Annotated in this window: 11 protein-coding genes and 2 tRNA genes; 6 read left to right on the top strand and 7 right to left on the bottom strand. The window is 62.8% G+C overall.

Going from position 1 to position 12111, the window contains the following annotated elements; genetic code table 11:
* The 7 genes from PCO31010_RS26175 to PCO31010_RS26205 all read right to left on the bottom strand — a co-directional run bounded on the left by PCO31010_RS26175 (position 1) and on the right by PCO31010_RS26205 (position 3171).
* Positions 1-76, bottom strand: a tRNA-Lys gene (locus PCO31010_RS26175).
* Positions 77-134: 58 nt separating this feature from the next.
* Positions 135-210 (bottom strand) — tRNA-Lys (locus tag PCO31010_RS26180).
* Positions 211-282: 72 nt separating this feature from the next.
* Positions 283-468 (bottom strand): hypothetical protein, encoded by a 186-nt coding sequence (locus PCO31010_RS26185; RefSeq protein WP_150666825.1) that lies wholly within the window; start codon positions 466-468, stop codon positions 283-285.
* 216 nt (positions 469-684) lie between these two features.
* Positions 685-924, bottom strand: coding sequence for a hypothetical protein (locus tag PCO31010_RS26190; protein WP_039398969.1), 240 nt, complete (start codon positions 922-924; stop codon positions 685-687).
* A 396-nt stretch (positions 925-1320) separates the two neighbouring features.
* Positions 1321-1665 carry a DUF4148 domain-containing protein gene (locus PCO31010_RS26195; RefSeq protein ID WP_174985221.1) on the bottom strand — a complete coding sequence of 115 codons (345 nt, stop codon included), beginning with the start codon at positions 1663-1665 and terminating at the stop codon, positions 1321-1323.
* A 285-nt stretch (positions 1666-1950) separates the two neighbouring features.
* A complete protein-coding gene (locus PCO31010_RS26200) occupies positions 1951-2568 on the bottom strand; it encodes a LysE family translocator (protein ID WP_039398964.1) in 618 nt (205 codons plus the stop codon).
* 135 nt (positions 2569-2703) lie between these two features.
* Positions 2704-3171 (bottom strand): rhodanese-like domain-containing protein, encoded by a 468-nt coding sequence (locus PCO31010_RS26205; protein WP_150577750.1) that lies wholly within the window; start codon positions 3169-3171, stop codon positions 2704-2706.
* A 471-nt stretch (positions 3172-3642) separates the two neighbouring features.
* On the opposite strand from PCO31010_RS26205, the gene glnA reads away from it, so the two are divergent.
* The 6 genes from glnA (at position 3643) to PCO31010_RS26235 (ending at position 12009) form a co-directional block, all read left to right on the top strand.
* Positions 3643-5058, top strand: coding sequence for a type I glutamate--ammonia ligase (gene glnA / locus PCO31010_RS26210; protein WP_150666826.1), 1416 nt, complete (start codon positions 3643-3645; stop codon positions 5056-5058).
* A 177-nt stretch (positions 5059-5235) separates the two neighbouring features.
* Positions 5236-6456: a nitrogen regulation protein NR(II) gene (gene glnL / locus PCO31010_RS26215; RefSeq protein WP_246184782.1), complete on the top strand. Its 1221-nt coding sequence runs from the start codon at positions 5236-5238 to the stop codon at positions 6454-6456.
* 62 nt (positions 6457-6518) lie between these two features.
* Positions 6519-8087 (top strand): nitrogen regulation protein NR(I), encoded by a 1569-nt coding sequence (ntrC, locus tag PCO31010_RS26220; protein ID WP_150666827.1) that lies wholly within the window; start codon positions 6519-6521, stop codon positions 8085-8087.
* Between the two features lie 55 nt (positions 8088-8142).
* Positions 8143-9033 (top strand): dTDP-4-dehydrorhamnose reductase, encoded by an 891-nt coding sequence (gene rfbD, locus PCO31010_RS26225; RefSeq protein ID WP_150666828.1) that lies wholly within the window; start codon positions 8143-8145, stop codon positions 9031-9033.
* Between the two features lie 128 nt (positions 9034-9161).
* Positions 9162-11375 (top strand): pentapeptide repeat-containing protein, encoded by a 2214-nt coding sequence (locus tag PCO31010_RS26230; RefSeq protein WP_174985224.1) that lies wholly within the window; start codon positions 9162-9164, stop codon positions 11373-11375.
* Complete coding sequence (locus PCO31010_RS26235) at positions 11368-12009, top strand: hypothetical protein (RefSeq protein WP_150666830.1); 642 nt, start codon at positions 11368-11370, stop codon at positions 12007-12009. Before PCO31010_RS26230 ends, PCO31010_RS26235 begins: the two co-directional genes overlap by 8 nt.
* The last annotated feature ends 102 nt before the right edge of the window (positions 12010-12111 follow it).

The following is a 12111-nucleotide window of genomic DNA, read 5'->3' on the forward strand; positions in this document are numbered from 1 at the left end:
TGGTGGGGCGTGAGTGACTCGAACACTCGACCTACGGATTAAGAGTCCGCTGCTCTACCAACTGAGCTAACGCCCCGATGCTACCGGGAATAAAAAAGGCTGCACGGCATCGCAGCCTTTCTTAAAAATTCGTTTGGTGGGGCGTGAGTGACTCGAACACTCGACCTACGGATTAAGAGTCCGCTGCTCTACCAACTGAGCTAACGCCCCAACGAGACCGAGATAATATCGGCTCTTCCGCATGGGGTCAACCCTTAATGGTGAAAATCCGCAAAAAAGGTCTCAGGCGAGAAGCGGAACCATCTCGAACGCCAGTACCGCGAGCACCGCGCCCACGACCACGAGCAGCGATCGCCAGCACATTCGAATGGTCCCTTTGCACGGCATTGCGCCGACAACGATCGCGCCGAATACCGCGATCGCAAACATGCAGACCAGTTGGGCATTGGAAAGGTGGGGCGCGATCATATTGGATCTCCCTGTCGCCACCAGGCGATGCACGAGGTAAGTCGCGTCTCAAGTATAGAAAACGGCTTCCCTCAAGCAAAGCGGCGCGACAACCGGGGTTTCCCCAGTGGCCGCGCCGAGCTTTCCGGACAGGTCTGCGATCCGTCCAAATCAGCGGCAGGCGTTTCGGCTGCCGATGCTTCGAACGTCATGCATGCCCCTCAGGGGACGTCGTCGTTATTCCGGAAGATCCAGGATCAGGATGATCGTCCAGGCGTCTTCGCCTTCGTGGTGGTACTGACGTTCCACCACAACGAACGGTTGCTTCTTGTCGCCCTTGCCGAGGAACATCACGTCACCTTCCTGCGGCAGGCATTCGAGCGGCGGCAACCCGAGCGGGGTGTCCTTGGGAACGAGTCGTTCGGCCTTCTTCGCTGCGCGCTCGGTCCACTCGATATCTAGTTGGATGTCACTCACCGGATGATCCTGTCTATGCAAATTGAAACGGCTGCATGGTAGCACGCAGCCTGCGCAGTCCACTGCCGTCCACCAACGCGTCCATTAAAAAAGCCCACGCTCCAGGGCGGGAGCGCGGGCGAAAGTCCCATGCGATTACGGGGAACGCATGGCGACAGGAGATGCGCCCGTGGGAAGCCGTGTGTGACTGCCGGGCCAGAGGGGAAGCACTGGGCCGACGCACCACGGATAGCCCGGCAAAACGTTGTTGGGCGGGGGCGCGCGCCTGTCGGCGGGACTAAGACCTAATCAGGTGATGCAATAAGGTGACGCAACGCAGGCTGAAGATGCCGTCCGGCCTGCGTGCGTCAGTCACGCCGCCCGAGGGAGGCAGCATGACGAGGGCCGGTTCGTCGCTTACGGATTCGAGTACTTCATCTCGCCGTTCTGGCGTGCACGCACGAGTTCGTCGTACACCTGTGCGCGCGTCTTGCCCGGCACGTTGGCGTTGTTCATCGTGTTGAACGCCGGGTAGTCGTAGTCGTTCTGCGGAATCAGGCCCTTGGCGCGCGCGTCGATCAGGTCCTCACGCACCTGTGCGCGGGTGAGCTGAGACGTTTGGGGCACCCAACCGAACGGCGAGCCGTCGGGGTAAGCGTCGCTCGACAGATGCGATTGTGCGAAAACGGAACCTGTTGCAGTGGCCATCGTGGCCGAGATCAGTGCCGATGCAATGAGCTTGCGATTGAGGATGCGATTCATGACGTTAATTCCTGTTCTTCTGTGTTGCGGGGGCGCGCAATGCATCGGTACCGAGCGTCTTTGGGTAGGACGCGGTATGCGTTGTGCGCGACCGGTGAAGCCAGTCTATGCCTCCGGCTATCAAGGAAAAACGGCAATTAAGCGAATGAATCATTACGCGAACCGCAACAATCCGATGTGCGTTCTCGCCCGATGAGAGATGGTTGTTGGAACGGCATTAATGAAAACGCCACCCGAAGGTGGCGTTTCTCATGTGGCGACGATGCGGAGATGTTTCGGCTGCGTTCAGCGTGTCGCGATGGCAACGGCCGCACCGGCCATTACCGTGCCCGTCGCGCGATTCAGACGTTTCACGGCACGTGCCGAGCTGAGCAGTCGCCGTGCGCGGGACGCCAGCGCGATGTAGCTTCCGAACACAATGGCGAGCACCGTCAGTGTGACGCCGACGACTTCGATGTAACCGAGTGCCGTCACGCGTTGCAGATCGAGCAAGTTGGGCAGCAGTGCGAAATAGAACACAACGACCTTCGGGTTGCCCATGGTGACCGACAGACCGCCCAGAAACAGACGCCAGGACTTCTCGCGCGGTGCGGCGGCCAATGGCTCCGTCGGCGCGATGGCCGGAGCGTGCCACATCTTCCAGGCGAGATACAGAAGGTAAGCCGCACCGGCGTACTTGATCGCGAGGAACACGCCGGAGAACGTATGCGCCAGTGCCGCCACGCCGAGCACGGCGAGCGTGAGCCAGACGACATCGCCAATCGCGACGCCTGCGGTAAAGGCAATCGCGCCTTGCGTGCCGCGACCGAGGACGCGCGCGACGATGGCCGCAATGCCGGGGCCCGGTGTGCCCGCGCCCACGAACAGGGCGAGCGCGAAAGTCAGCAAGTGAGTCCAGTCCATCTCGGCGTCTCCTCGCGTTGATGTGGTTCGGTGTGTGTCGATACGTCGTCGGTGCGCAGTCGTTGTCGTCCTGTCATTTGTCGCCATCGCCATCGCAGCCCTGCGGCCGTGACCGGCAATCCGGTGTCGCGGATGTCATGCGCCGAGCCAGGGCAGGCCGCGGAAGCACCAGCCGCTTACATTCTTGCGGTGACCGTTGCCGTCCTTGTCGCCTTCGAAGCCTTCGAGGATGTCGAACGATTGCGTGAAGCCGGCTTCGTATGCGACTTTCGCGGCGGCCTTCGAGCGGGCGGCGCTGCGGCACAGGAACAGCAACGGCGTCGTCTTGTCCGTCGTCTGCGACGTCAGTTGTTCGAGGAAGTGTTCGTTGGGCACGCCACCGGGATAGCGCACCCATTCGACGTTGGCGTACTGCCCGTCCGGCACCTGCGGGCGGCCGACCCAATCGAGTTCAGCGCGCGTGCGCACGTCGATCAGACGAACGTTGGCGTCAGCGTTGAGCAATGCCAGCGCTTCTTCCGGCGTGACTGCGCCTGCGTAGGCGAGCTGACCCGTGGCGCGACGCTGCGTTGCTTGGTCGAGAATGGCTTTTGCGCTTGTCATATTGCTGTGATCTCGTTAGTCGATGGTTGTCCTTCATTCTAGCGTGCAGCACATGCAAAGATGCGCTTTAAGTGACATCGAGCAGCATTGGGAGTCGTCTGGATATTTTGTGGACCGAATCCACCGCGCCCGACGACGGTGCAATATGGCGCACAACTTCGGGTCAGTGACGCGGCATGCTGGCACCGAAAAGGTGCATAATCGGAAAATGCACCAATTTAGTGATGTTTTGGTGCGACACGCACCGAAATGGAGAATTGAAGCCCGCGAGCGGGAATTTGGCGCTGGACGCACCAGCATCGAATATTTCCTTAGAAATCAGTGGGCGAGGGTGAGGCACGACAGTGAAGCGATACGCTGGCACGCTTCCTGCTTATCACTGGCGAATCCGAACACGGAGTTCGTTAAGAGGGTGCGGCGACGCGGGCGATGAGCGCCAGCAGCGCCAGATTGAATCTTTCGGGAGATAGCATGAGCAAATCTGTGGCAGATGTGATGAACCTGGTTAAGGAAGAAGACGTCAAGTTCGTCGACTTCCGCTTTACGGACACGCGCGGCAAAGAGCAGCACGTCTCGGTGCCCGTGTCGCACTTCGACGCCGACAAGTTCGAGAGCGGCCACGCTTTCGACGGTTCGTCGATCGCTGGCTGGAAGGGCATCGAAGCCTCGGACATGCTGCTGGTGCCGGACGCCGACACCGCTTACATCGACCCGTTCTACGAAGAAAACACGCTGGTCCTGACCTGCGACGTGATCGAGCCGGCCGACGGCAAGGGCTACGACCGCGATCCGCGCTCCATCGCCAAGCGCGCTGAAGCCTACCTGAAGAGCACGGGCCTGGGCGACACCGCCTTCTTCGGTCCGGAGCCGGAATTCTTCATTTTCGACTCGGTCCAGTGGAACACGGACATGTCGGGCACCTTCGTGAAGATCAACTCCGAAGAAGCCCCGTGGTCCTCGTCGAAGGACTTCGATGGCGGCAACACCGGCCACCGTCCGGGCACGAAGGGCGGCTACTTCCCGGTCGCACCGGTCGACACGTTCCAGGACATGCGCTCGGAAATGTGCCTGCTGCTCGAACAACTCGGCGTGCCGGTTGAAGTGCACCACCACGAAGTCGCTGGCCAGGGCCAGAACGAAATCGGTACGAAGTTCTCGACGCTGGTCGAGCGCGCCGACTGGACGCAGATCCTGAAGTACGTCGTGCACAACGTGGCACATAGCTACGGCAAGACGGCCACGTTCATGCCGAAGCCGATCGTTGGCGACAACGGTTCGGGCATGCACATCCACCAGTCGATCTGGAAGGACGGTCAGAACCTGTTCGCAGGCAACGGCTACGGCGGTCTGTCGGAATTCGCGCTGTACTACATCGGCGGCATCATCAAGCACGCCCGTGCCCTGAACGCGATCACGAACCCGTCGACGAACTCGTACAAGCGCCTCGTGCCGCACTTCGAAGCCCCGGTGAAGCTGGCTTACTCGGCCCGTAACCGTTCGGCATCGATCCGTATTCCGTACGTTGCCAACCCGAAGGGCCGCCGCATCGAAGCGCGCTTCCCGGATCCGATGGCCAACCCGTATCTGGCCTTCTCGGCCATGCTGATGGCCGGTCTGGATGGCGTGCAGAACAAGATCCACCCGGGCGAAGCTGCCGACAAGAACCTGTACGACCTGCCGCCGGAAGAGGATGCAAAGATCCCGACCGTGTGCTCGAGCCTCGAACAGGCGCTGGAATACCTGAACGAAGACCGCGAGTTCCTGACGCGTGGCGGTGTGTTCACCGACGGCATGCTCGATTCGTACATCGCGCTGAAGACGGACGAAGCTCGCCGTGTGGCCATGACCACGCACCCGCTCGAGTTCGAACTGTACTACTCGCTGTAATCGGGTCGCTGCGCAGCAATGCGCCGGCATGACGGAACGCCTGCGGCCGACCGTCATGCTCGACAAGCACGGGGGGATGGCCGCGGCCGTCCCCCTTTTTTATCCGCAGCGCGCGCCATGCATCGCCAACGTGCATCGTGCCAGCGGCCTGCCACGAACCTAACGCCTAGATCCTTGATGAAAAGTGTCCGCGCTGGTGAGAAAGGGCAGACGAAGCGGGCCTCGCATTCCGCTGATGCCGCCGATGTTGCTGCCGAATTGACGGCTGACGCCGCAGGCATCCCCGCGCCCCTGTCTGCGGCGCATGCCCTGGTCGACCCGTGGGAAGCGAAGCTTGCCGCGACCGGCATTCTGCCGGGGCTGGAAGCGTTGCCGACCGTGCTACTCGTGCTGGAAAAGCACACCTTGCGCGTGGTCTTCGCAAACCCGGCCGCCGAAGCGTTATTGGCCTTATCGCGTCGTTCGCTCTCGCAGATGACGTGGAACGATGTGTTCACGAACGGCGAAGTGCTGTCGTCGACGATGACGGAGCTCATCGCGAATCACTTCCAGACCACACGCCTCGATCTGGTGCTGGAACGCACCGCGCAGGAGCCGTTGCACACACACGCGATTGTGGCGGCCCCCGAGGCAGCGCCCGATTTCGTGATCGTCGAGCTGATCGAGAACGAGCAGAAGCTCAAGAACGAGCGCGAAGAGCGGATCATCGATCAGGCGTTGATGAACAAGCAGCTTATCCGCAACCTCGCGCACGAAATCAAGAACCCGCTCGGCGGCATTCGCGGTGCGGCACAGTTGCTGGAGTTCGAGCTGGATCAGCGCGAATTGCGCGAGTACACGCAGGTGATCATTAAGGAATCCGACAGGCTTCAGACGCTGGTGGATCGCTTGCTGGAGCCGCATCGCCATCCGTATATCGCCACGGACGTGAACATCCACGAAGTCTGTGAGCGCGTGCGTTCGGTGGTACTCGCGGAATTCCCGCAAGGCTTGTCGATCGAGCGGGACTACGACGTCAGCCTGCCCGATTTTCGCGGCGACAAAGAGCAACTCATTCAAGCGCTACTCAATATCGTGCGCAACGGTGCCGAGGCGCTGCGCGAGCAGATCGCGCGCGGCGACGCACGCATCGTATTGCGCACGCGAGTGGCGCGAAAGATCACGATTGCCAAGCGATTGCACAAGCTGGCATTGGAATTGCATGTGATCGACAACGGGCCAGGCATACCTGCCGACATTCGAGATCGCATCTTCTATCCGCTCGTCTCCGGGCGAGAGGGCGGAAGCGGTCTGGGACTCACACTGGCGCAATCGTTCATTCAGCGCCACGACGGTCTGATCGAATGCGAAAGCCGGCCCGGACGGACGGATTTTCGAATCCTGCTGCCCCTGGGCTGATGCGGCCCTCACGCCGTCGGCCGTAACACCTGCGGCCGGGCATAGACGTTACACGGTGAACAATGAAGCCGATCTGGATAGTAGACGACGACCAATCCATCCGATGGGTGCTGGAGAAAGCACTCTCGCGAGCCAACCTGCCAGTGCGCAGCTTCACCGGCCCGCGCGAAGCCAGCGCAGCGCTCGAACACGATTCGCCGCAAGTGCTGGTATCGGACATCCGCATGGCGGGCGGCTCCGGCCTCGAATTGCTGCAAATGGTCAAGCAACGGCATCCTGGCCTGCCCGTCATCATCATGACGGCGTTCTCGGATCTGGATAGCGCCGTCGCCGCGTTTCAGGGCGGTGCGTTCGAGTATCTGGCCAAGCCGTTCGACGTGGATCGCGCGGTCGAGCTGATTCTTCGCGCTGTCGAAGAAAGTCTGCGCGAAGCGACGGACGACGAACGTATTACCGAAGAGCCTGAGATTCTCGGGCAGGCGAGTGCGATGCAGGACGTGTTCCGCGCTATCGGTCGTCTGTCGCATTCGAGCGCGACGGTGCTCATCACCGGCGAATCGGGCTCGGGCAAGGAACTGGTCGCACGCGCGTTGCACCGACATTCGCCGCGCGCTTCGGGGCCGTTCATTGCACTCAACACGGCGGCCATTCCGAAAGATCTGCTCGAATCCGAGCTGTTCGGTCACGAGCGCGGGGCGTTCACCGGGGCGCAGGCAACGCGTCGCGGACGCTTTGAGCAAGCGGAGAGCGGCACGCTGTTTCTCGACGAAATCGGCGATATGCCGCTGGATTTGCAGACGCGTCTGTTGCGCGTGCTCTCCGACGGTAACTACTACCGTGTCGGCGGCCACAGCCCGATCAAGGCGAACGTTCGTGTGATCGCGGCCACCCACCAGAATCTGGAAGATCGCGTGCGTCAGGGGCTGTTCCGCGAGGACTTGTATCACCGTCTGAACGTGATCCGCTTGCGCTTGCCGTCATTGCGCGAGCGTAACGAAGACATTCCGCTGCTGGTGCGTCACTTCTTGCAGAAGAGCGCACGCGAACTGGGTGTCGAAACCAAGCGCATCAGCGAGGCCGCGCTCACGCATCTGACGCGCTTCCCGTTCCCGGGCAACGTGCGTCAGTTGGAAAACCTCAGCAACTGGCTGACGGTGATGGCACCGGCGCAGACCGTCGAAATCAAGGATCTGCCACCGGAATTTCAGACGCCGACCGCGCCCGCTGCGGTGGTGGCCGGTATGCCTGCGTATGCGAACGGTGCGGCGCATGGCGGGGCCGTGACCTCAGGTAGCGCTGACCCGGCACAGGGCGCAGCGGGATATGGCAGCGTGGGTGCCGTGCCGTCGGTGCCGGTTGGCGGCATGGGCGGGAGTGCAGGCGAGGCGGCGGGCATGCCGGGCGTACCGAGCGTGGAGAGCTGGGAGCCGATCCTGCGCCGCGAGGTCGCGCGATTGCTGCGCTCGGCTTCGCCGGACGTAATGGACCAACTCACGCGTCGCTTCGAGACCGCGCTGATCAATGAAGCGCTGGACTTCACGCGCGGGCGCAAGGTCGAAGCCGCGAGCCGTCTGGGTATCGGGCGCAACACGATCACGCGCAAGATCCAGGAGCTCGGGCTGGAAACCTGAAGCGAAACCGGGTAGGCTCCCTTGTTTCCTCATATCGCGACAAGGGAGCCGTATCATGGCAAGACGCATCCTGTTGACGGGCGCTACCGGGCAAGTGGGCTGGGAATTGGCACGTTGCCTGCAAGGCATGGGAGACGTGCACGCCCCCGGACGCAGCGAAATGGATCTGCTGGACACCGACAGCGTGGTGCGGACCGTGCGCGACTTCGCACCCGACCTGATCATCAATCCGGCCGCTTACACGGCCGTCGACCGCGCCGAGACGGAAGAAGCGGCAGCCTATCAGGTGAACGCCGTGGTGCCCGGCATCATGGCGGAAGAGGCGAAGCGTCTAGGTGCGCTCGTCGTTCACTACTCCACCGACTACGTATTCGACGGCACGTCATCCACGCCGTATCGCGAAGACGAACCGACCAATCCGCAAAACGCTTACGGCCGTACCAAGCTCGCCGGTGAAGCGGCTATTGCCGCCAGCGGCGCCAACCATCTGGTGTTGCGTACGAGCTGGGTGTACGGTTCGCGCGGTGCGAACTTTCTGCTGACGGTTCAGCGTCTGGCGCGCGAGCGCGACGAACTGCGTATCGTCGCCGATCAGCATGGCGCGCCGACCTGGTGCCGCACGATTGCGGAACTCACGTCGCAGATGCTGGTGCAAGGGCTGGGCGATGCAGGTGAGGGTGGCATTGACGCAGACTTTTGGCGCGAGCGCGGTGGCCTCTATCACCTGACGGCCGCCGGCCAGACGACGTGGCACGGATTCACCGAAGCGATTCTCGATCTGACGGCACCGGACAAGCGTCCGAACGTTGTGCCGATTCCGACATCCGCCTATCCGTTACCGGCCAAACGTCCGGCCTTCTCCGTGCTCGACAACGACAAGCTCGCGCGTAACTTTGGCGTACGTGCGCCCGACTGGCGCGACGCCCTCAAACTCTGTCTCGCCTGAGGCACGACCGTCCCCCTCGGGGCTGTGCGATTAATTCGGAAATTCCTTAGCGCGCAGCTCCGGGTTCTTTCGGCAACATGGTGGCTTTTTGCGCACGCGCCCAAGCGTGCGCCGAGGAGCGATGCATCATGTGGTCTCAGTCCGCTGTCACTCGTGGCGCACATACGCAGGCTACGGCCTCGCTTCCCTCGGAACACGTCGGGGGCGGCGCAAACGGCAACGGTGTCTTGCCGTCTTCCTATCCGTCATCCTCCAGCGGAGCGCCCGCCGAGGCACTGCGTTGCGCGATTCTGCGGGCCGATCTGGCCGAGCGTCGTGCGATCGCATTGCTGGTCTCGTGGCTGACACACGCACTTGCGCAGGATACGCGGCGAGCTGGCTGCGGCAGCATCGAACGTTTATGTGCGAGCGCCGATGCTGCACGAGGCGACTTACCTTTCGACAAAGCCGCGTTGACACGGGTGTGGAGCACGCGCTATCCGCATCTGTTGCATGGGGCGCGGGCCACAGACATCGCGCGAGATATGGTGACGTGGTGTTCGCCGTCTCGCGACGGCAGGGCGCGTGCGCCGCAGTGGCATTGGCTGCCCTCGGGGGATGCCGTCGCCTTTGACCCGGCGGCAATGGCCGACTGGCCGCTGCGCGAGTGGCCACCGGACATCCTCAGCGCGGCGTTGACGCTCACGAATCTACAAGACGGTGCGCTGCCGGATCTGTCGCTGTCGAACGGTGACCTGCGAGGCGTTCACGCACAGGGCGCGCAGTTTTGCGGCGGTCATTTCAACGCAACGGTCTGGTCGGGTGCGCGGCTGCGTCGTGCAGGGTTCGCGTACGCTAATCAGGTGGACGCCGAATTCGAACGGACGGATTTGCGCGAGGCATGTTTTCGCGCGGCGGTGCTGAGCGGTGCCCGCATGAACGGGGCCAATCTTCGTGGCGCAGAATTTCTGCATACCGTGATGAGCGGGGCCGATCTGAGTGAGACGCGTTGTCAGGGGGTGACGTTCGAGAAGGTGCGCCTCGATGACGCGTCCTTTCATCTGGCGCGCATGGACGGGGCGTGCTTCACGAACGGCAGCGCGCGTCGCACGATGCTCATTGGCACTCGGGCGCGACGTTCGAGATGGACATCGGTCACGATGAGCCATGGGCGGGCGTCCGGTGCAGACTTACGAGATGCCGCATTTCGTCGGTGCGACCTCGTGGCATGGGATGCGCGAGGCGCACAGCTCAATGGCGCATTCTTCGAGTCGTGCGATTTGCGCCGCGCGCGTTTTTGCGGTGCCAGTCTCAAGCGGGTGCGCATCGGGCGCGACTGCGATCTGAGCGCGACGCAATGGCAAGACGCCCGGCTTCGACTGGATGCGGATTGGCTGCGCCGTTTGACGCCATCCGAACTGGACCCGGTGGTGCGGTCCTGGATGACCTTTCCCGTGGACCAACCGGCCATGCGCACAAGCGTCTTCCTGCAATTGTTGAATGCGCTGCGTCACCGTTCTGCATTTTCGGCCGTTACCGACGCCCCTGAAGAGATGGCGCCGCTGTTGCATCGTTTGCCTGAGCACGTTCAACACAGCGATTGGCTCGGTCGACTGCTGGTTGCGCCGGGGGAGGCGGGCGGCCTGGCGGATCATGAATGTTTCGCGACGCTGCGTGCGCAATGGCTGGCGCGCAAGCTCGATATGCTGAACGACGTGCGTCTGACGCGCGACGAGGCTTCGTGGGCGACCGACGCGCTGATGGTCACGTTGTTCCGCTTGTGTGTGAATGGGCCTCCCGAGACCGTCTGGGCGCGCGCTGGCGCGATCTGCCAGACGCTTTACTGGGCTGAAGAGGGACAGGGCGGTGTCAGCGATTCGCGCACGGCGGCCTTGCGCGCGGCGTGGGTCAACACACTGCCTGCGCAAGTGCACGTCGCGCTGTCGGCGGACGGCGTCAACGCGCTGGACCCAGCCTACCTTGTGTGGATTCGGGCCGACGGCGAGGTGGCGGCGCGTCTGCCGAAAGCGTTGACGGCGGGTGTATGGGGCGTGGCAGGGGCAAGCCAGCCGAAGGAGGGGGATATGGGCTTCGCGGGTCACCCGCTCCCCGGCTGGCATTGGGTGGGCACACGGGTGGTCGTGCGCGACGTGGCGCTTCCCGGCGACTACGTGCCCGGGATCATGCGGCAACTTCAGGGGTTGCTGAGGGAGTTCGGGTGCCTCGCCGGTCTATGGCCGGTGGAGCGACCGCTCGATGCATTTGTCCGGCTGACTCGCCGGTGGCTTGGCGATGAGGGTGAGGTGCGAGCCGGTGCCGCATGCGGGAGTGGATGGCCGCACGCTCGCCAGCGCGGTGAGTGAACTGCCTTTGGCGGCGCTGCTGTCGCCACGTGCCGAATTGAGTCCACCTGAGCGTCTCGACGCCACGGTTCGCACGTCCCGGTCGCTCGCCTTTGTCCGACTGCACTCTGCGGGCCGCGCCGATATCGACGAAGTGTTTCGCGATCATCCCCTCTCGACGCCCGCCACCGACGCGGCATCGGGTATCTCCCTGTCGCGCCGTGTCCGGCTGGTTTCCGTCGCCGCCGGTCTGGCCTGGCTGGCGACCCAGCCGGAGTGGTATCTCTCGCTGCCGTCGATCGATGTGAGCACATCGATCGCGGACGGCGCGCGCCTTGCCTGCCGCCGCTACGCGCTCGCGGTGCTCAATGAGACGATGATCGGGGAGGCCACGTGGCGCGTGTTGCCACCGGCAATGGCGCTACAGGCCTGTCTTTCTGACGACGCCGTCGCGTCCTGGCATCTGGCCGAGCGATTGACCCAATGGCTGACCTGCCCCGAGATCATGGCGCTTCCCGGGCTGGCGGACGCTTGTCGTCAGACGCTCCCGTGGTTCTGGGCCATCCGATTCCCGCTTCCTGCCCACGTCATCACGGAAGCGACCCACGCCAGCGCTTCACCCCGGCGAGGCTCGGATAGCGTTGCGGCGGATTGAGGGGCGTTTTGCCTGATATTCCGCCATCAGCGCGACGGCACTTTCGTGGTAAAAATACGTACGTGCCTTACGTTGCATTACGTCAGACATGCGTCACAGGAC

The organism is Pandoraea commovens, assembly GCF_902459615.1.
Lineage (GTDB): Bacteria > Pseudomonadota > Gammaproteobacteria > Burkholderiales > Burkholderiaceae > Pandoraea > Pandoraea commovens.